The organism is Corynebacterium sp. HMSC072A02 (assembly GCF_001810085.1).
In the GTDB taxonomy this organism is placed as follows: Bacteria; Actinomycetota; Actinomycetes; order Mycobacteriales; family Mycobacteriaceae; genus Corynebacterium; species Corynebacterium hesseae.
Genome location: NZ_KV799832.1, coordinates 129,847 through 150,094 on the forward strand (window position 1 = coordinate 129,847; position 20,248 = coordinate 150,094).

At 61.2% G+C, this 20,248-nt stretch carries 14 protein-coding genes and 1 pseudogene; 10 read left to right on the forward strand and 5 right to left on the reverse strand.

The annotated features are described in order from the left end of the window. Positions 1 to 35 precede the first annotated feature (35 nt). A complete protein-coding gene (locus HMPREF2698_RS04225) occupies positions 36 to 530 on the reverse strand; it encodes an LppP/LprE family lipoprotein (RefSeq protein ID WP_070562343.1) in 495 nt (164 codons plus the stop codon). Between the two features lie 111 nt (positions 531 to 641). Here HMPREF2698_RS04225 and HMPREF2698_RS04230 point away from each other — a divergent pair, with 111 nt between their 5' ends. Together HMPREF2698_RS04230 and HMPREF2698_RS13195 are read left to right on the forward strand one after the other, a co-directional pair. After that, complete coding sequence (locus HMPREF2698_RS04230) at positions 642 to 1,220, forward strand: nucleosidase (protein ID WP_070523666.1); 579 nt, start codon at positions 642 to 644, stop codon at positions 1,218 to 1,220. Between the two features lie 271 nt (positions 1,221 to 1,491). Beyond that, positions 1,492 to 3,429: a hypothetical protein gene (locus tag HMPREF2698_RS13195; protein ID WP_141748924.1), complete on the forward strand. Its 1,938-nt coding sequence runs from the start codon at positions 1,492 to 1,494 to the stop codon at positions 3,427 to 3,429. A 139-nt stretch (positions 3,430 to 3,568) separates the two neighbouring features. On the opposite strand, the gene HMPREF2698_RS04250 is transcribed toward HMPREF2698_RS13195, so the two are convergent. The 3 genes from HMPREF2698_RS04250 to HMPREF2698_RS04260 form a co-directional block, all read right to left on the reverse strand. After that, complete coding sequence (locus tag HMPREF2698_RS04250) at positions 3,569 to 4,831, reverse strand: AI-2E family transporter (RefSeq protein WP_070562356.1); 1,263 nt, start codon at positions 4,829 to 4,831, stop codon at positions 3,569 to 3,571. Between the two features lie 34 nt (positions 4,832 to 4,865). Beyond that, on the reverse strand, positions 4,866 to 8,312 hold the full coding sequence (locus tag HMPREF2698_RS04255; protein ID WP_070562360.1) for a proline dehydrogenase family protein: 3,447 nt from the start codon (positions 8,310 to 8,312) through the stop codon (positions 4,866 to 4,868). Positions 8,313 to 8,713: 401 nt separating this feature from the next. Next, a complete protein-coding gene (locus HMPREF2698_RS04260; protein ID WP_070562363.1) occupies positions 8,714 to 9,826 on the reverse strand; it encodes an ABC transporter substrate-binding protein in 1,113 nt (370 codons plus the stop codon). A gap of 161 nt (positions 9,827 to 9,987) precedes the next feature. On the opposite strand from HMPREF2698_RS04260, the gene HMPREF2698_RS04265 reads away from it, so the two are divergent. The 8 genes and pseudogenes from HMPREF2698_RS04265 (at position 9,988) to HMPREF2698_RS04300 (ending at position 19,093) form a co-directional block, all read left to right on the forward strand. Continuing rightward, positions 9,988 to 10,917: a FecCD family ABC transporter permease gene (locus tag HMPREF2698_RS04265; protein ID WP_232755653.1), complete on the forward strand. Its 930-nt coding sequence runs from the start codon at positions 9,988 to 9,990 to the stop codon at positions 10,915 to 10,917. After that, complete coding sequence (locus HMPREF2698_RS04270; protein ID WP_083299193.1) at positions 10,914 to 11,921, forward strand: FecCD family ABC transporter permease; 1,008 nt, start codon at positions 10,914 to 10,916, stop codon at positions 11,919 to 11,921. Before HMPREF2698_RS04265 ends, HMPREF2698_RS04270 begins: the two co-directional genes overlap by 4 nt. Before the next feature lie 58 nt (positions 11,922 to 11,979). Beyond that, positions 11,980 to 12,720, forward strand: coding sequence for an ABC transporter ATP-binding protein (locus HMPREF2698_RS04275; RefSeq protein WP_209167872.1), 741 nt, complete (start codon positions 11,980 to 11,982; stop codon positions 12,718 to 12,720). Positions 12,721 to 12,949: 229 nt separating this feature from the next. Continuing rightward, positions 12,950 to 14,794, forward strand: a complete 1,845-nt coding sequence (dnaK, locus tag HMPREF2698_RS04280; protein WP_070562367.1) for a molecular chaperone DnaK — start codon at positions 12,950 to 12,952, stop codon at positions 14,792 to 14,794. 3 nt (positions 14,795 to 14,797) lie between these two features. Further along, positions 14,798 to 15,478: a nucleotide exchange factor GrpE gene (gene grpE, locus HMPREF2698_RS04285; RefSeq protein ID WP_070532063.1), complete on the forward strand. Its 681-nt coding sequence runs from the start codon at positions 14,798 to 14,800 to the stop codon at positions 15,476 to 15,478. 135 nt (positions 15,479 to 15,613) lie between these two features. Then, positions 15,614 to 16,819, forward strand: coding sequence for a molecular chaperone DnaJ (gene dnaJ / locus HMPREF2698_RS04290; protein WP_070562369.1), 1,206 nt, complete (start codon positions 15,614 to 15,616; stop codon positions 16,817 to 16,819). Between the two features lie 13 nt (positions 16,820 to 16,832). Further along, entirely contained in the window at positions 16,833 to 17,255 is a 423-nt protein-coding gene (locus HMPREF2698_RS04295) for a heat shock protein transcriptional repressor HspR (protein WP_070523924.1), read from the forward strand. Between the two features lie 426 nt (positions 17,256 to 17,681). After that, positions 17,682 to 19,093, forward strand: a pseudogene (locus HMPREF2698_RS04300) (aldehyde dehydrogenase family protein). Between the two features lie 27 nt (positions 19,094 to 19,120). Here HMPREF2698_RS04300 and HMPREF2698_RS04305 read toward each other — a convergent pair. Continuing rightward, positions 19,121 to 20,233: an alpha/beta hydrolase gene (locus HMPREF2698_RS04305; RefSeq protein ID WP_246819432.1), complete on the reverse strand. Its 1,113-nt coding sequence runs from the start codon at positions 20,231 to 20,233 to the stop codon at positions 19,121 to 19,123. Positions 20,234 to 20,248 lie beyond the last annotated feature (15 nt).

Here is a 20,248-nt window from a genome sequence, read left to right on the forward strand (position 1 = left end):
GTGCGCCTCGTGTGAGGCGCACGATTATTTTTATCTTAGCGAGGAGGAACGTCACCGCTCATGATGACTTTGTTCTGGGCGGCGTCCCAACGGAAGTTTGCTTCCGTGGTGCCCGTCGGAGCGGCATTGGCGTCGTCTTCTTGCGGCCAGTGGTAGGTCACGGAAATCTCACTGCCATTGACTTGCTCGACGCTGGGGAAGAAGGCGTAGGGCTCGGCGGTGGCGGTGCCGATGTACTCGCCGTAGTGGAAGAGCATGATGTGGTGCGGCGAGGAGGCCGTGGCACCCTCGACGGAAATGGTCTGCCAACTCAGCTCCGCGCACGGATCGAAGTGGGCGGAATCAACCAGTGCCCATTCATGTCCATTCCACTGGGGAACCTGGGCGATGTTGTCGGCGAAAGCGGCGTGGGCATTTCCTGCCTCGCAGACTTCGGCGACGGGGCTGGCCTGAACCTCTTCTGGGCTGCTGCATGCAATGAGGGGGAAGCAAAGTAGTGCGGCTCCGGCGAAAACTCGTGGTGTGAACATTGTGTTCTCCTTTCTGAGGTCTCGGTGTGGTTCCAGACCCTACAAAGGCCGCAGAGACCCCGGCCAGAGTTACGGAGAGCATTCCTCGGGTCAGCGGGTAGTCTCTCAGGCATGGAGAATCTGTCTGGTCGTACACTGTTCGTCGCCGCCGTGGATGCCGAAGCCACGCATGTTCCTGAGGGAGCGCCGCTGCTCATCACGGGTATTGGTACGGTTCCCGCCGCCATCGAGCTGACAACGGTGCTGGCGTCGGCAGAGGTGTTGCCGGAGCGTGTCATCAACATCGGTACTGCGGGCGCGCTTCGCGACGATCTCTCAGGCGTCTTCGAGATCTCCCACGTACGCAAGCACGACTTTCACCTGGAGGTGCTCAGCGATGTCTCCCGCTATCTGCTCCCGGAGGTCATCGAGCTAGAGACCTCCGGTAAGCTGCCGACCGCCACGCTTGCCACGGGTGACGCCTTTATTTCGGATACCCCGACCCGCACGCGCCTTGCCCAGGATTCTGCGCTGTGCGATATGGAGGGCTACGCCATCGCTGCGGTGTGCCGAAAGTTTGGTGTGCCGTGCACGCTTCTCAAGCAGGTTTCGGACACCGCTAACGAAGAATCCTATGGCTCGTGGGCCTCGGTGCTCGACCGCGCGGCGGAGGAGTTGGCCGCCGCCTTCGGCACGGTGTCCGCGGACTAGGCCCTCCATAGGGCAGTTGTCGGGTGCATAATTGTGTATTGCGACCAGCATGAGGGTTCACACACTCGTGCCGCCTGGTGCACCGTGGTGTGCTTCCGGGATTGTGATGCGTGCCGATAAATAAATGTTTCTGTTACCAACACCATTAGGTGTGGGGTTGGCAATCGGGGGTTAGGCGCTACAGGCGTTGCTGAGTCTGGATGAACGGGATATATTCACAGCTGGAATAGGTGCTTGTGCCAGTTCATTTTCAGTTTGCATGGGGATTGTCATGAAAATTTCAAAATCGTTATCCATTAAGCTGTGCGCGTTTGTCTCGGCTACTGCCGTCATTACCGCTACAGCGGTGGCGCTTCCGAACGCGTCTGAGGCAGCGCTGACGGATCCAAGTCTTTCTACTCAACACGGTGATGATCTAGGTCAAGGGCCCGAAGCATCAATCACGCTCCAAACAGACCGCCAAAAGGTTAAGCCAGGTGACTCGGCGGTTGCCCATGTCACGCTTACAGGCGATGTACCTTTCCCGGAAACTGGGGCATGGCGGTACGGTGAATCGGATGCCACCGCGGTGCTTTTTGAGCTGCAGGTCGATCCAAAGCTGATCGTTCAGAACGTTGATCAGCTGTCCTTCCAGTGGGGTGATGGTCAGTCCCGCACCCCTTTGGACGTGACTGTGGACGAAGAACACAACAGTATTCTGTTTGAGTTCACTCCAGTTGAAAAACTTCCGCTTGGCCCGAACCCCACAATGAGTGTGGACATTCCTGTGACAGTCAGTGAGGAAGCCAAGCCTGGTGAAGACCTTGGAATCGGCGTGGCCACGGAGGTGGATATTCGGCCGACGCTCGACTGGACGTGGGGCAATTGGGACATGGTTGAGGACCCAAACGGAGACCAATGCGTGCGTCTGGCTACAGGTAACCTCCACTTCGAGAATCCTGGACAGTACGGCACGTGGCTAGCAGATTTGTGGTTGGGTGCGGATAACAACGATTTCGAGTTGGAGGGCCCTGCCACCTTTGCTGTCACGGATAAGAATGGTTCCGACTTTACGGATCAGGTCTTCCAGACTGAGGACTATCCTGCTTCGACGCCAAATCCGTCGGCTGAACCAGAAATCTGGACGGGTGCGGATGGTACAGATTTCGGCTTCTACCGTTGGCTGCACAGGTACCAGTGGAAGATTAATGATCAAAAGTTTGCTGGTGATGTCTGGATTCCAGAAGGGTCGACCATTCACATTGAGCAGCTAGTTCGCTCCAAAACCTGCAGCTTCGAGCCCGAAAGAGAGCATTTTGGTGCGAAGGTTGAAAGCCACAACTCGCCATTGTTTAAACAGGCTACTGCGAGGACAACCCTAACGGTAGAAGAAGAACCTACCCCTGAGCCGTCGCCGACTACGGAGTCTTCGTCGAGCTCGTCGTCGAGTTCTGTGTCTTCTTCGGTTGTTCCGTCGTCTTCGGTGACGTCTTCTTCTGCTGAGCCGTCGCCGACTACGGAGTCTTCGTCGTCTTCGTCGAGCTCGTCGTCGAGTTCTGTGTCTTCTTTGGTTGTTCCGTCGTCTTCGGTGACGTCTTCTTCCGCTGAGCCGTCGCCGACTACGGAGGAGTCTTCGACTGAGTCTTCTTCTACGACGCCAACGAGTACCGAGCAGTGCGTGACGAGTACCGTCACCACGACGGTATCGCCTTCGGAGACCGAGCCTGAAGGAACTGAAAGCTCTGAGGCCACGACTGTGACTGAATCCGAGTCCTCAACAGAGAGCACGACTACTGAGACAACGGAGGATGATCCATGTCCCCCAGTGACAGTTACTTCGACTCCTACGTCAGCACCGCAGCCGTCGAATCCGGACAAGCCCGAAGGCGATAAGCCTAAGGAAGGCTCGAGTACATGGGGATGGCTCATCCCGTTGGTACCGCTGGCCATTGTTCCGCTCCTGATTAAGAACCACCAGCCGGATACCCCAGCGCCCGAGGCTCCCAAGGCGCAGCCGGCTCAAGAGCCTGCAAGCCACGTTACTGAGCAGCCATCAACGGTGGATGGGCCTACATCTGAGCGCTCGCATTCTGTGAAGAACCAAGATAGCCCCAAGTCTCGTGTTCTTGCGAATACCGGTGCAGACGTAGCGATCATCGCGGGTCTTGCACTCGTGCTAATTGCATCAGCACTAGTGCTTCTGTGGCCTGGACGCCGCAAGGAGTCCTAGGACTGCTTAGCCTCTAAACGGACAACGCCCGAGCTGTATAGCTCGGGCGTTGTCGTAGTATCGCCTAATCCAAATTTTGCACCGGAGTCCGGCAAGAGGGAAGCAGTGTGTTCAGTCGGTGCTAGAGCAGCTCATTGACCTAGCGGGCGCCGCTGGCCTCTAGGTTCTCGTAGAGCTCCATGACGTCCTCATGGCCCTCCGCCGTGGAAATCTTAATGTTTTTAGCTTCGATTTCGCCGGCGCGTAGGCTGGCCATCTCCTGGTGGTAGCGGAAGACCACGGCAATGGTGGCAGCCACCGGCACAGCCAGGAAGGCGCCGATGATGCCGGCCAGGGCGGAGCCGACCGTGACGGATAGCAGAACCATCGCGGCGTGCAGGCCCATGGCCTTGGATTGCAGCATCGGCTGGAGCACGTTGCCCTCCACCTGTTGGACGATGATGATGAGTGCCAAAGCGAGCAAGGCCTTCGTCAGCCCATCGGAGACCAGAGCGATGACGACGGCCAAAACACCCGCAGTGACAGCACCAATGACCGGGATGAAGCTGGCGAAGAACGTAACCACGCCGATGACAAGGGCCAGCGGTACCTGGAGAGCCCAGAGGCCGAGGCCGATGAGGATGCCGTCGACAGCTGCGACGGCTGCCTGTGCCTGAATGAAGCCGGATAACGTGTTCCACACGCGAGTCAGTAGCTCGGTGGCGTGCCAACCTGCGGAGTAGCCGGTATAGGTGCGCAGCCACGGCAAGAATTTATCGCCGTCCTTGAGGATGAAGAAGGCTACGAAGAGCATGATGGCGAGCGCCATGGCGATGGAGCTGGCCATCGATACGCCGGAAATCACCCCGGTGGCGATGTTGGAAGCTTGGCCCTTGATGAAGGTCATGGCGTCATCGAGGACTTCCTGGACTTTCGCGGCATCAATATCGAAGGGCAGGTCCTTGGCCATATCGACGAGCTTGTTCAAGCCGCCTTCAGCCTGATTGACCAAGGAAGCGCCCTGGGAGGACACCACCGGGGCCATCGCCGCGAAGACACCGCCGATGATGGCCAAGAATCCCAGCAACGTGGTGATGGAGGCCAACGCACGCGGGAACTTGTGCGCGCGTAACCAGTTCGTCACGGGGAAGAGCACCGTGCACACCAGGATGGCCAGGATGACCGGCAGCAGGCCTACCCAGATGAACTTCAGCAGGTAGCCGGCCAGGCCGACGCCCGCCACCACGATGATAAAGATCAGGCACACCTTGGCCAGGGAAATGGCGTCGCGTCCAAGGACGCGGGATTTGTCATCGGTTGTCGAGACCGGGATAGTGGCTTCTTCGCTGATAGGTTGTGCCACCGCGGCGGACTGTGTTGTTTCGGGTTCCGGCGCGGTGGAGTCACCAGTGTTTGTAGTCATGGACCATATCTTTCCATATGGCCCAGGGAAACGACTATGCGCGGATGCTGCTTACCTGGCGGATGATGCCGAAGCGGTGCATCGTCACCGAGACCGCCTGCTCGAGGAGGAAGGGAAGGAGCTCACGGCGGCCATCGGCCAGCACCGGCTGGTCCAGGACCACGGAGTTGGATTCCACCGCGGCCTCAAAGACGCCTGGCTCGACAGAACCCACGGTTCGAATGCGCGCGGATTCCAAGCCGGAAACCTCGCGGGCGAAGGCGCTTGCCTCCACGGCATCGATGTCAAAGCCCAGCTCGCGCAGCTCCGCGGCCTTCTCCGGCGCGGCGCTGAAGCGCACGGGTGAGCCGGTGCGGGTGGCGGCGAGGGCGAGGCGGGAGACGTCGCGAAGCGCGGCATCAGTGCCAATGCGCACCTGGAGCGGGGTGAGCACCGGGCGGTAGCGGAAGACATTGGCCTCACAGACCAGGCCGGCGCGGTCGTGCTTGCGGCCGAATTCCTGCTGCCAAGCCAGTTCATCGAGCTCTGCCGCGCGCCACAGCCAAGCGGTGTCCTCTTCCGAGAGCTCCAGCTTGCCAAAGGCACGCAGCTGGGCTGCCACCGGCTGCGAGATGTCCACGTCGAAGGGGCGCAGCGGACCCTCGGACCAGGTGCCGAACTGGGTCACGTAGTTCGGGCCGCCTGCCTTGGCGCCCGGGCCCATGACGGACTTCTTCCAGCCACCGAAGGACTGGCGCTGCACAATCGCGCCCGTGATGCCGCGGTTGACGTAGGCGTTGCCCACCTCGACGCGCTCGAGCCAGTAATCGATTTCGTCGTTATCCAGCGTGTGGATGCCGCCGGTCAGGCCGTAGCCGGTGGAGTTCTGCCACTCGATGGCCTCATCCAGGGTCTCCGCATGCATGATGCCAAGCACCGGGCCGAAGCACTCGTTGACGTGGAACCAGGAACCTGGGCGCACGTTATCGCGGATACCCGGCGACCACAGGGTGCCCTCCTCGTTGAGCTTCTCCGGCTTCACCAGCCACTTTTCACCCGGCTCCAGCTGGGTCAGGCCGCGCAGCAGCTTCTCGCCCGGGGCCTCGGCTAGGCCATTCATCGTCGTGGTGATGTCGTAGCCGGGGCCGGTGATGAGGGTCTTGACGGCGTCGACAAGCTGCGAGCGCAGGCGCTGCGACTCGCCAGCCGCGCCGACGAAGATGACCAGGGAGGATGCGGAGCACTTCTGGCCGGAGTGGCCGAAGGCGGACAGGTAGAGATCCTGAATGGCCAGGTCCGGGTCCGCGGACGGGGTGATGATGAGCGCGTTCTTGCCGGAGGTCTCCGCCATGATGTTGAGCTCCGGCTTCCAGGAACGGAAGAGCTTGCCGGTATCGGAAGCACCGGTGAGGATGACGGCGTCGACATCGTCGTGGGAGATGAGCGCGCAGCCGGCGTCACCCTCATCGGTGAAGACGAGCTGGACCAGATCCGGGTCGAGGCCCTGTGCCTCGAGGCCGGCGCGGAAGGCCTCCACGACGAGCTTTGCGCAGTGCACGACCTGCGGCGCTGGCTTGATGATGACGGCCGAACCCGCAGCGAGTGCTGCCGCGATGCCGCCGGTGGGGATGGCCACCGGGAAGTTCCACGGCGGGGTCACCACGGTCACGCGGTGGGGCGTGAACTCGGCGGCGTAGCTCTCCAACAGGCGCGCGGACTGCGCGTAGTAGGTGCAGAAGTCGATGGCCTCGGAGATTTCCGGGTCGGTCTGCGTGACAGTCTTGTTGGCCTCGTAGGCGGCCACGGAGATGAACTCGCCGCGGCGGTTGGCCAGCTCATCGGCCACGGCCTCGAGGGCGCGGGCGCGGTCCTCGGCAGGGCGCGCGCCCCACTCGGCGCCGAGCTCGGCGGCGCGGGCCACGTGCTTGTCGACGACCCCCGCATCCGTCACCTCCTCCACGCCATGCTCACCCGGGTCGGTGGCCAGGGCCTTGAGCGCCCACTCGCGGTTGGCTTCCAGGGCCGGGTCGGTGTCTGGCTCGTTGGCGAAGCGCCCTGTGCGCGGTGCCTGGCGGCCGGCAGCCTGCTCGGCCTCCTCCAGGCGGTTTTGGGTGCGGCGCGGGCCGGCGAAGGTATCCCAGCGCTGCTCGACGGCCTCGCGGAAGACCTGCTCCTGGTTCTTAAGCGCCTGCTCCTCCGGGGCGAAGAGGGCGTAAAGGAAGTTCTGTGGTGCGGAGTTTTCCTCCAAGCGGCGCACCAGGTAGGAGACCGCGACATCGAAGTCCTCCATGTGCACCACTGGGGTGTAGAGGATCTGGCGGCCCTCGAAGGCATCGCGGACCGCGGCCTGCTGGGCCGGGGACATGCCCTGGAGCATTTCGGAATCCATCATGCGCATGACACCGCGCTTGGTGCCCAGCTTGTAGGCAAAAGCCGCGGTGTAGAGGTTGTGGGTGGCCACGCCGATGCGCACGCAGTCGGCGAACTCGGGGCGCAGGATGTAGTCGAGCAGGCGGTAGTAGTTGGCGTCCACCTCATCCTTGGTGGCATAAGGTGCTGCCGGCCAGCCGTGGATTTCACCCTGGACGTGCTCCATCGAGAGGTTTGCGCCCTTGACGATGCGAATCTTGATGTGAGATCCACCCTCGGCCACGCGCTGCTTGGCAAATTCTGCCAGGTGCGCCAAGGCGTCGAAGGTATCCGGCAGGTAAGCCTGCAGGACGATGCCAGCCTCGAGGTTGGTGAACTCCGGCTCGCTGAGCAGCTCGGTGAACAGGCGCACGGTGAGGTGGAGGTCGTGGTATTCCTCCATATCCAGGTTGATGAAGACCTTGTCCGGGCGGCGCGCGGCGGCCTCGTACAGCGGGCGCAGGCGCTCCTTGAGGCGGACCAAGGAACCCTCGATATCCCAGGGGTTGAGCTGGGCCACCATGGAGGAAGCCTTGACGGACACGTAGGTCACGCGCGGGTTCTTGATGAGCTTGAGGGTGCGCTCAGCGCGGGAGCGCGCTTCCGCATCACCCAGCACGGCCTCGCCGAGGAGGTTGAGGTTGAGTTGCTCGCCGGACTCGGCGGCCTTGTCCAGGGTCTTGTTCAGTGCATCGCTCTCGGCGTCGAGGACCAGGTGGCCGACCATCTGGCGCATGCGCATGCGCGCCAGCGGCATGACCAGGTTGGGCAGGATGGGACCGAAGAAGCCACCCAGGCCCACCAGCGAGCCGTTGATGAGGCCGAGGAAGGACGCGTCATAGGTGGTGGTGACAGACTTCAGCGCGTGGGCGGCTACCTTGTCATCCTCGGGGCGCATGACGCGGTCCACGAAGTCCATGGTGAAGGCCACCCCGTCCGGGTTGCGCAATAAGTCTGCGAGCTGTTCTGTGGCCGGGTCCTGCTCGTCGGCGGTGGAGGCGAGCCAGGAGTGGGCCTGGGCCGCGGCGTCGGCGATCAGCGCGGCGTCAATGTCGGTGGATTCGGGAACGGGGGTGTGAGCATCGTTAGTCATGGATTACAACCTTTATGGGTCTCAAGGCACACTGGTGCGGCCTTGCGGAAAGCGGAAATTGCAGACTTTCTAGTCCAACACGGGCGCATACTCTGCGCCGTGCCGTTCAGTCTGTGTGAAAAGAGGTGCTTATTTAACGCTGGCGTACACAACCGGTGGCCGGTCGGAAGAACGACGCTGCCTAATGAAGTGAGTATTCATGTGCGACCACCCTTCTTGTGTGTGGGGAGCAGCCAGGCAATGGCCTGGCCTGAGTAGCGAGAAATCGGTGACCTTGATATGGTCCGCCGCACAGAAATCGTAGACGTGTAACCCATCTCGCTTACATGAAAGCTAGCCCCTTAAGTTGGGGTGAGTCAATCCCACAGGTGTTGTTTTGAGGGGAGGTTGCTACCCCCGTGTTAGTGACTGAGATACTCCGTGAGATCTGTCGCGATCTTCTGTGCGCCCATTGGACCTAGGCCGAGTGCCCACGTATCGTCGCTGACCTCGATAGCATGGCCGTCTTTAACCGCTGGAAGCTGCTGGAACGCCGCAGTGGAAATGGCGGTGTCTTGGCCGGTGGCGGAGGGATCTCCGTAGCTGCAGTAGAAGATGTAGTCGGCGTCCGCTTGGTCAATGTTCTCCGGTGAGATTTCTGCAGCGAGCTCTTCGATGTCCTGGTTGGCGGGGCGGGCGAGGCCGGCGTCATCAAGCACCGTTCCAATGAGTGAAAGGCGCCCGTAGAGGCGTACTTTGCCCGGCATGAAGCGCAGAATGGTGACGGTGGTGTCTTCGCTAGCTGGCCCGTCCTTAATGACCTTCTTTACTTCTTCGATCTTCTTGTCATAGTCGGCCATGACTTGTTCGGTGCGCTCCTCTTCTCCGAGGGCTTCACCGATGAGTCGGAAGTTTTCTTTCCAGGTGTATCCAGGGCGGATCGAGAAAACGGTAGGTGCGATGGAATTGAGCTGGTCATAGTGCTTATCCATGCGCAGCTGCGAGCCGATGATGAGGTCGGGGTTGAGCGAAGCAATCTTTTCCATATTGACTTCGTTGATCGTGCCTACCGTTTCGATGTCACTTGCTTTGTCGGCCATGTAATCCGGGACGGGATTCTGGCCCTTGGACGTGGTCATGCCGACTGGCTTCATGCCGAGTGCTAGGACGGAATCGAGTTCGCCGCTTTCTAGAACAACCACCCGTTGTGGCTTTTCTTTGAGTTCGGTCGTTCCGCGTGCATGCGTGACCGTGCGTGGGAATTGACCAGGGGCTGCATCGCTGCCAAAGCTTTGGCTTTTCTCTCTCGCCCCGGCAAAGCCTTCGCCTCCGGTGGCCACGGAGTCATTTCCCGAGGCTGAATTGGAGTTTCCTGATTCTTTCCCGGACGGTGAGGACGCAGGGTTAGAAGCGTCAGCGTTTGAGTTGGTGTTTTCGAGGCTGGCGCAGCCGGTGAGCGCTAGCGCTGCGGTAAGACCAACAGCAGTGAGGCGGAGGAGAGGGGTGCGGGGTGCGATTTTCTTTCGAATGTTCATAAAAGGTAGCCTAACCTAAATTAGGTCGAGCTAAGGAAACGTGAGCATATGAAGGTATTTGGGTGGTGTCGGTGATTGAGCAGGGGTTGCGCGCCGGAAAGAGAAATACCCGGCGTCTTGGTTGGGTAGTAGTTGCTGGCCTTGCCATTCTCTGTATCGGCGTGGCGCTGTCACTGGCGTTGGGCGCGCGTAGCATTCCCTTCAGCGACGTGTTGGCCGCCCTTCGGGGACAGCCTGGTATAGCTTCCTCGATCGTGTGGGAGAGGCGTCTTCCCCGTACACTCGTTGCTGTTTGCGCAGGCTGTGCTTTGGCCCTCGCTGGTGCAGTTCTGCAGATCATGACGCGCAACCCTTTGGCAGATACCGGAGTTTTCGGGATTAACGTAGGCGCCAGCTTGGCCGCCGCCATTGCTCTGGGCTGGTGGGGGTGGCAATCACCTTTTGCGTTTTCGCTCGCAGCCATCATCGGTGCGGCAGTGACCATGCTGCTGGTCACCGCGGTCGGGCGTGGCAGAGCGGGCGATGTTGATCCGCTGAGACTGATTCTTGCAGGCGTAGCCATCGGGGCGGTATGTGAGGGCCTGTCCTCCGCGCTGATCCTGATAGATCCTCACGCCTTTGCAAGAATCCGTGCTTGGGTGACGGGCTCCGTTGACGTTGCTTCGTGGACGCCAGTGGTGATTGCCTTCGGCGGACTGGTGGTAGGCGTGGTGCTACTGATTGTCTTTGCTCGCCACTTGCCGCCCCTTGCTCTGGGGGATGACGTTGCGGCGAGTCTCGGCATTAACCTCAAACTGACTCGTTTGGGGCTTGTCGCGGCGGTAACGGTGTTGGCTGCTACCGCCACCGCAGCGGCGGGGGTGATTGTGTTCGTTGGACTAGTTATCCCGCATGTTGTCAGGCTGTGCGGGATATACGAAGAGCGGGCACAGCTTGTCGCCGCTGCCGTGGTGGGGCCTTTGTTTTTATTGGGTGCCGATATTGTGGGCCGCTACCTCACTGCTGCTGAGTTGCCGGCTGGCGTCACGGTGTCGCTCATTGGTGCCCCAGTATTGATTGCGCTGTCCCATCGCGCTGGAAGGAGGCTGTGATTGTGAGCGTGAGAAGTGTTTTGTCCTTTGCAGGCATTGTGATCGTCGCGCTGGCTATTGCTGCCTATTCGCTCTTCTCGCCTGGTGCCGGGCAGGATAGCGCAGCGTTGTGGTCCGTGGCTACGAATCCCAATAGCACTGACTTTGCGGCCACCGTCGTGTGGCAATGGCGTGCTCCGCGGGTGGTTGCCGCGATTGTCGTAGGAATGTGTTTGGGCATAGCGGGCGCCATCTTTCAGATCCTCACCCACAATCCGCTGGGGTCACCCGACATTATCGGGTTTAATACCGGTGCCTATACCGGTGTCATCGCGGTCTCCTTGGCGAGCTTTAGCTCCGCATTCAACATTGCGCTAGGCGCGTTGGTGGGTGGGACTATCACTGCGTTACTCATCATGGGGCTTTCATTTGCCGGAAGGCTCACGGGAGCAAGGCTGGTTGTGGTGGGGATTGGAGTGACGTTCTTCCTTTCAGCAATAAACAAGTGGTTGATTCTTAGTGGTGAGTTGGAGCAGTCCCTAGGTGCGGCGACTTGGGCTGCTGGAACATTGAATGCTGTGTCCTGGGCGCGAGTTATTCCATTGGGGGTGCTGGGAGGCGCGGCGTGCGTCGCTGGGTTGCTGCTGCGTGGCTGGTGTGACGCGCTTGCCCTGGGGGATAGCACGGCGAGTGCGTTGGGGTTGAACGTGAGTCGTGCACGTGTGGTGATGGTTCTGGTTGGCACAGTTCTTGTCGCTGTATCGACGGCGATAGCGGGCCCAATCTCATTTATTGCCCTCGCGGCCCCACATATGGCTCGGTTGCTCTCGCGTCCAGACAGGACGCCGGTGTTGCTCTCTGGAGTCCTCGGTGCACTTTTCTTGCTCGCTGCCGATTTAGCAGGGCAGCGGCTGTTTTTCCCAATTACTCTGCCTGCCGGTCTTATTACGGTCTGCGCCGGTGGCATCTACCTGGCGGGTTTGCTGCTGTGGCAATCCCGATCTGCCGGAATGAAAGGTCAGTAAAGTGAACCAACTAAAAGTATGTGACGGTGCGCCGAGCGTGCGGGCTGAGGGGGTGAGCATGTCCTATGGGAGGACTGCCCCGTTAATTCTCGACTCGGTGGATGTGTCTTTTCCGGCCGGGAAATTTTCTGCCATTATCGGCCCCAATGGTTGTGGAAAATCCACTTTGGTGAAGGTGTTGGCGCGGTTGGAAATGCCGAACGCGGGCGCGGTGTGCATTGGCGAAGAAGATGCAGCCGCATTCTCTCGGCGTAGCTACGCTCGGCGTGTCGCCGTGATGTCGCAGCAATCCATAGCTCCCGAAGGGATCAATGTCAGGGAACTGGTTGCGCGCGGGCGATTCGCCCACCAAGGATTTATGGGGTGGAGGAGCCAGGAGGACGAGCGTGCCGTTAGTCGTGCGCTAGCAAAGGTGGGCCTTGAACAACTGGAGACGGCCGAGGTAGCGGCGTTGTCTGGCGGTCAGCGTCAGCGTGCTTGGTTGGCCATGGCCCTCGCCCAGGAAACGCCTGTGCTCTTCTTGGATGAGCCAACGAGCGCGCTTGACATTGGATACCAGCATTCCTTCATGCGGCTGATGCGGCAGCTGGCAGGAAGCAAAACCCTTATTGCGGTCATTCATGATTTGGCGCATGTATTGCGCTATGCGGATCACGTCGTGGCGATGAAAGATGGAACGGTGCGGGACGCGGGCGTGCCGCGCGAGGTCATCACCCCTGCCCTTATTGAGGAACTCTATGGGCTGTCAGTCCGCGTTGTAGATGTGGACGGTGAGCCGGCAATCGTCCCTGTAGGGTGAGTCTCCGCCAAACCGGGTTTGTTTTCCCAGCGTGTTGGCGATAAATAAAAAAGTTGAGTCGATCGGGAACAACTTTGAGTTTGCCTGCGTTGTGTAGGTTGAGTGACCGGCGCTCAGGTTTGGATGACTTTGAGTGTCGCTTCTGTTAGAGTCGCTGACTGGACGCGGCAGAAGTTGAGTCGCGCACTATCAACTTAAAACAAACCCCAACACGCAAGGAGAAAAGATTATGGGACGCGCAGTAGGAATTGACCTTGGTACCACCAACTCGGTTGTATCCGTGCTGGAAGGTGGCGAGGCAACCGTTATCGCTAACTCCGAGGGTTCCCGCACCACCCCGTCCGTCGTGGCTTTTGCCAAGAACGGCGAAATTCTCGTTGGCCAGTCCGCCAAGAACCAGGCGGTCACCAATGTTGACCGCACCATTCGCTCCGTCAAGCGCCACATCGGCACCGACTGGACCATCGATATCGATGACAAGAAGTACACCCCGCAAGAGATTTCGGCCCGCACGCTCATGAAGCTGAAGCGCGACGCCGAGGCTTACCTGGGTGAGGACGTTACCGACGCCGTCATTACCGTCCCGGCTTACTTCGAGGATTCCCAGCGCCAGGCCACCAAGGAGGCCGGCCAGATTGCAGGCCTCAACGTCCTGCGTATCGTTAACGAGCCGACTGCCGCCGCGCTGGCTTATGGCCTGGAGAAGGGCGAGCAGGAGCAGACCATCCTGGTCTTCGACCTCGGTGGCGGTACCTTCGACGTCTCCCTGCTGGAGATCGGTGACGGCGTTGTTGAGGTCATGGCTACCGCTGGTGACAACCAGCTCGGTGGTGACGACTGGGACCAGCGCATTGTCGACTGGCTCGTCGATAAGTTCAAGGCTTCCCAGGGCGTTGACCTGACCAAGGATAAGCGCGCTGTCCAGCGTCTGCGTGAGGCTGCTGAGAAGGCCAAGATTGAGCTGTGCTCCTCCCAGTCCGCCAACATCAACCTGCCGTACATCACGGTGGACTCCGAGAAGAACCCGCTCTTCTTGGATGAGACCCTGTCCCGCACCGAGTTCCAGAAGATCACCCAGGATCTGCTGGACCGCACCAAGGAGCCGTTCAACCAGGTCATCAAGGATGCTGGCCTGTCCCTGTCCCAGGTTGACCACGTGGTCCTCGTCGGTGGTTCCACCCGTATGCCGGCCGTGTCCGACCTGGTCAAGGAGATGACCGGCAAGGACCCGAACAAGGGCGTTAACCCGGATGAGGTCGTGGCAGTCGGCGCTGCTCTCCAGGCAGGCGTGCTGCGCGGTGAGGTTAAGGACGTGCTGCTTCTCGACGTCACCCCGCTCTCCCTCGGCATCGAGACCAAGGGTGGCGTGATGACCAAGCTCATCGAGCGCAACACCACCATCCCGACCAAGAAGTCCGAAACCTTCACCACGGCTGATGACAACCAGCCTTCCGTGCAGATTCAGGTCTACCAGGGCGAGCGCGAGATGGCTTCCGCCAACAAGCTGCTCGGCTCCTTCGAGCTCGGCGGCATTGCCCCGGCACCGCGTGGCGTGCCGCAGATCGAGGTCACCTTCGACATCGACGCCAACGGCATCGTCTCCGTCTCCGCTAAGGACAAGGCCACCGGCAAGGAGAACACCATCAAGATTCAGGATGGTTCCGGCCTGTCCCAGGAAGAGATCGACCGCATGGTCAAGGACGCCGAGGCACACGCCGAGGAAGACAAGAAGCGCCGCGAGGAGCAGGAGACCCGCAACCAGGCCGAGTCCACCTCCTACCAGACCCGCAAGTTCATGGATGAGAACTCCGACAAGCTGCCGGAGGACTTGAAGAACCGCGTGACCGAGGCTGCCGATGCCGTCGATGAGGCGCTGAAGGGCGATGACATCGAGGCGATTAAGTCGGCCGTCGAGAAGCTCGGCACCGAGTCCCAGGAGCTGGGCAAGGCCCTGTACGAGGCACAGGCTGCTGAGGCGGGCGCCGAGGGTGCCGCTGCTGGCGACGCCGCTGGTGACCCGAACGTCGTCGACGCCGAGGTTGTCGACGAGGACGACGAGAACAAGGAGAAGTAAACCATGACCTCCCCTCAGGACCCGGGCAACCCGGCCAATACCGACCCTGAGGCAACCTCCGCTGAGGCTGCGGAGGCTGCCGCCGCCGAGGCCGCTTCTGCCGACGGTGCCGTGGATGACGCCACGGCGAACACCGCTGAGGCAGAGGCCGCGGTAGAGGACGCCGCCCGCGACATCACCGATGAAGCGGCCGCGGGTGAGGAGACCGTTGCGGAAAACTCCTTGGAAGCTCAGCTCGCTGAGCGCACCGAGGACCTGCAGCGCCTCAACGCGGAGTACACCAACTACCGCCGCCGCACCGAGCGCGACCGCCAGGCCGTGATCGAGACCACCAAGGCCAAGGTCTTGGCAGACTTCCTGCCAATCCTTGATGACATGGAGCTCGCTCGCCAGCACGGTGACCTCAACGAGGGCCCGCTCAAGGCCATCGCGGACAAGCTCACGGGCGTGCTGACCAAGAACCAGCTGACCCCGTTCGGCGCCGAGGGCGATGCCTTCGACCCCGAGGTGCACGAAGCGGTCCAGGACTTGTCCACCGGTGACGAGCAGGTCATCGGCACGGTTCTGCGCCGCGGCTACACGGTGGGGGAGCGCGTTGTGCGCACCGCCATGGTGATTATCGCCGACCCTGCAGAGTCAGCCGATACCGCTGAGAGTCCGGATAGCTCGGACAACGCAGAATAGGTATTGCAGGTGGCGTCAGGGCTCAATGTTCCTTGGCGCCACTCTTCTTTTCACTACTTAGTTAGCTTTTTTACTTAGCAAAAAATCTTAAAAACCCAACCATGAATCGACTCTCCTGAAAGGAGGAGATGCCCAGTGAACGCTAAGCCAGAATGGGCAGACAAGGATTATTACGCGGATCTGGGGGTCTCCTCATCCGCTACCGCCGAAGAGATTAAGCACGCTTACCGCAAGCTGGCCCGCCAGAACCACCCCGATGCCAACCCGGATAACCCCGCGGCGGCGGAGAAATTCAAGCAGGTGGCTGAGGCCTATGACGTGCTCTCAGATAAAGCGACCCGCAAGGACTATGACCAGTTCAAGGCCATGATGCGCGGCGGTGGCTTTGGACGGAGAGGAGGCGCCGGGTTTCCCGGCGGGTTTCGATCCACGCACATGGGTGGACCGGGTGCGCAAGAATTCGACATCTCGGACATCTTCGGAGGATCCGCTCGAGGAGCGTCTCAAGGCGGCGGTCTTGGGGATATCTTCGGTGGCGTTTTCAACCGCGGCGGTGGTGCTGGCCACACAGCTCGGCCGTCGCGGGGGGCCGACGTCGAAACACAAATAACCCTCGACTTCCGCGAGGCGGCGAAGGGAACTACCATTCCGCTGCAGCTCAGCGGCGAAGCTCCCTGCACCACGTGCCATGGCTCCGGTTCGAAGAGTGGCAAGCTGTCGACGTGCTCGACGTGCAATGGCACCGGTTTCACCTCTGAGCAGCGCGGTACCTTCGGTTTCTCGGCGCCGTGCACGGACTGTGACGGCACCGGCCAGCGCGCCGAGGATCCGTGCGCTGATTGTTCCGGTTCCGGAACGGTGCACCGCACCCGCTCCATCACGGTGCGCATCCCCGCAGGCGTGATCGATGGCCAGAAGGTACGCCTTGCTGGTCAGGGCGAAGCGGGCCCGAATGGCACGCCGTCTGGTGACCTCTTCGTGGCGGTCACGGTAAAGCCCGACAAGGTCTTCACCCGGGAGGGCGATGACCTGCACGTCACCGTCCCCGTCTCCTTCGCGGAGCTGGCCTTGGGCGACACCATTACGGTGCCGACCCTCGATTCACCCGTGCGCGTGAAGGTACCGGCGGGCACTCCCGACGGCCGCACGTTGCGAGTGAAGGGCCGCGGTGTGGCCAAGCGCGGCGGCAAGGCCGGTGACCTCATGGTGACCGTACAAGTTACGGTGCCCTCCACCCTGGATGCTGCTGCCTCCTCGGCGCTGCGCAATTACGCGCAGGCGGAGAAGGACTCGGGCTTCGATCCGCGCGCCGGCTGGGCCGGCAACACGGTAGCCCGCTAGGAGGAGGTGCGTGATGAGCAAAGACAGGATGAACCGAAGCGATGCGGCGCAGCCCAAGGCGATGTACGTCATCTCCGTGGCTGCGGAACTGTCTGGCATGCATGCTCAAACCCTGCGCACGTATGACCGGATGGGGTTGGTCTCCCCGGCCCGCACCTCCGGCGGTGGGCGCCGCTATTCCGAGAGCGATATCGAGCTTTTGCGCAAGATCCAGACGCTCTCGCAGGATGATGGTGTGAACTTGGCTGGTATCAAGTCCATCATCGAGCTGACCGCGGAGCGTGACCGCCTCGCCGCCGAGCGTGATGAGTTGCAGGCCGAAGTTGAGCGCTTGCGCAGCCAGGTGCGGCCATCGCGCGGCGAGCTGGTCCACGTACCGCGTTCGACATCCGTGGTGATGTGGAAGCCGCGTCGCAACCGACGCCGCGACAGCTAGGCACTTCCCCCTCCCTTGTGGGAGGGGGTTCTCCTGTTTTGGGGCCCAGCCAGCCCTGCTCGGCCTGAGGCCGCGTGCTCTTCGCGCGCAAGGTGCCCTTGTTGACAAAGTTCTTGTTCAAAATTGCGCTGGGCCTTCGAACTTTGGCAGCAAGGCGCCTTTAGGCAACGGCCTCAAAGCTTTCCTCATTGAAAACGTGAGTTTGGCAATACTTATCGCTACACTCGCGTCCAGCGTTGTGCTGCCTGCCACTTGTAGATGCGATTGTGTGGGCGGCCACCGTGACGGTACTGAATCCACGAGAAAGGCACTAGGCACATGACTTTGTACGCAAACCCAGGCACCCCTGACGCCATTGTCAACTTCCGCGAGCGCTATGACAACTACATCGGCGGCGAGTGGGTACCGCCGGTCGATGGTGAGTACATGGACAACATCACCCCGGTGACCGGTGAGGTTTTCTGCCAGGTGGCCCGAGGTAAGGAAGCAGACATCAACTTGGCCATCGATGCCGCGGAGAAGGCTTTCGAGACTTTCGGCAAGACCACCCCGGCGGAGCGCGCGCTCCTGCTGCATCGCATCGCGGACCGCATCGAGGAAAACCTGGAGAAGATCGCCGTCGCGGAAACCTGGGAGAACGGCAAGGCTGTGCGCGAGACCCTCGCCGCCGATATCCCGTTGGCTGTTGATCACTTCCGCTACTTCGCCGGCGCCATCCGCGCACAGGAGGGCCGCCTGTCCCAGATCGACCAGGACACCGTGGCTTATCACTTTCACGAGCCGCTGGGGTGGTGGGGCAGATTATCCCGTGGAACTTCCCGCTGCTGATGGCGGCGTGGAAGATTGCACCGGCGCTGGCCGCAGGTAACACCATCGTGATGAAGCCGGCTGAGCAAACCCCGGCATCGATTCTGCTGCTCATTGAGATTATTGAGGACCTCCTGCCGAAGGGCGTGCTCAACATCGTCAACGGCGTCGGCGAAGAAGCTGGCGTGGCTCTGTCCACCTCGGAGCGCATCGCCAAAATCGCCTTTACCGGCTCCACCCCGGTGGGCAAGATCATCAACAAGGCTGCTGCGGACAAGGTCATCCCCGTCACGCTGGAGCTCGGCGGCAAGTCACCGTCTATCTTCTTCGCGGACATCATGGACAAGGACGATGCCTACCTGGAGAAGTGCGTGGAGGGCTTTGTCATGTTCGCCCTCAACCAAGGCGAGGTCTGCACCTGCCCGTCCCGCGCATTGATCCACGAAGACATCGCGGACAAATTCCTAGAACTGGCGGTGGAGCGCGTAAAGAAAATCAAGATTGGCCACCCGCTCGATACCGAAACGATGATGGGCGCGCAGGCCTCCCAGGAACAGATGGACAAGATCACCGAATACCTTGAGGTGGGCCCGAAGGAGGGTGCGGAAACTCTCGTCGGCGGCCACGTGAACAAGGTGGAGGGCCTGGAAAACGGCTACTACATTGAGCCGACCGTCTTCCGCGGCACCAATGACATGCGCATCTTCCGCGAGGAAATCTTCGGACCGGTGCTCTCCGTGGCCACGTTCAAGGACGTCGAGGAAGCCATCCAGATAGCCAACGACACCAACTTTGGCCTTGGCGCCGGTGTGTGGTCGCGCCACCAGAACACCTGCTACCGCGCCGGGCGAGAAATCCAGGCCGGCCGCGTGTGGGTGAATAACTACCACGTCTACCCGGCGCACAGCGCCTTCGGCGGCTACAAGGAGTCTGGCATCGGACGCGAGAACCACCTCATGATGCTGTCCCACTACCAGGAGACGAAGAACATGCTGGTGTCCTACTCTGAGGAGCACGCCGGCCTCTTCTAAAAGGCAGCAACCCCACGTGGCTGCCTACTAATAGCGTCGTGCGATGATGCCCAGACCCCGCAGGAATGCGGGGTCTTTCCAATAGGTGCCATGATCGCCCGGACGCCCGCTAGCACCTGGCAGAGGTGTTGCACCGAAGGCAGGGGAGGTGGGATCGGGGCCATGGATGCCACCATGCGGACCGGTGGTAATCGCGATGGGATCCTCGGTGTTTCGCGCGCTCCAGACACGGCCGTGCAATTGCGACGCTCTATCCGCCGAGGCACCTGGGCTGCCGACGAGCACGACGTCATCCGCAACATAGTCCTGTTGCGCGGCCTTACCTACAACCACCGAGCCATAGGAATAGCCGATGAGGATGTGCTGAGCCCGAGGAAAGCGCTGCCGCAAGGCGCGTTGGAAGCGGCCTAGCTCGGCGGCCCCGCGGCGCGCCGGGTCTTCGTGCGCCGCGCGGGACAATGTGGGCGGGGCGGAGTAGCCAATCCACGCCACCGTAGGCCCATGGGTGGCGCGGGCGATGGCGCGTGCGCGCTCCATCGCAGTGGGCCAGCTTGCTGTATCGGAAGAACCTACCCCGCCCACAAACGTGCTGACCTGGGCGGCCTGTGTGCCGATGTTCTCTGGGTCCACGAGCGCCACCAGCCGCCCAGGGCTGGCCTCGAGCACGGTGACATCCGGGTTAGCCGCGGCCAGGGAGCGGACCTCCTCGCTGGCCATGGTCAGCTGGAGCTCGTGCAACTCGGTCAGTGAGAGGTCGCCGAAATCCTCCAAGCGGCTGGGTGGTTGGGCAAGCTCCGGAGTGCACAGGGCAGTGAGTTGGCGGGCGCAGGCCCAATCGAGGACGTCGGCAAGCGCGTCCAACTGCCCCAGCGCCACGCTGGCGGGTTCTGTAAAAGCGGGGGCCGAAGCCAGCCGCACAGCGCGTGCGCGCAGCTGTTCAATTCTCTCCTGCAGCGGCGCGTAGAGGCTCAGGATGTGCGCGGCAAGGCGCATCTGCTGCACGGGATCCACCAGGCTGTCGCTGGCGCGGTGCAGAGAGCGCCGCGCGGCATCGGCTGCAGCGCCAGAAAGCGCTAGACCTACCCAATGATGGTGCGACTCATCTATATAACGTGCCAGCTCAGATGCGTTTCGTTCCATCCCTAAAGCTTCCAA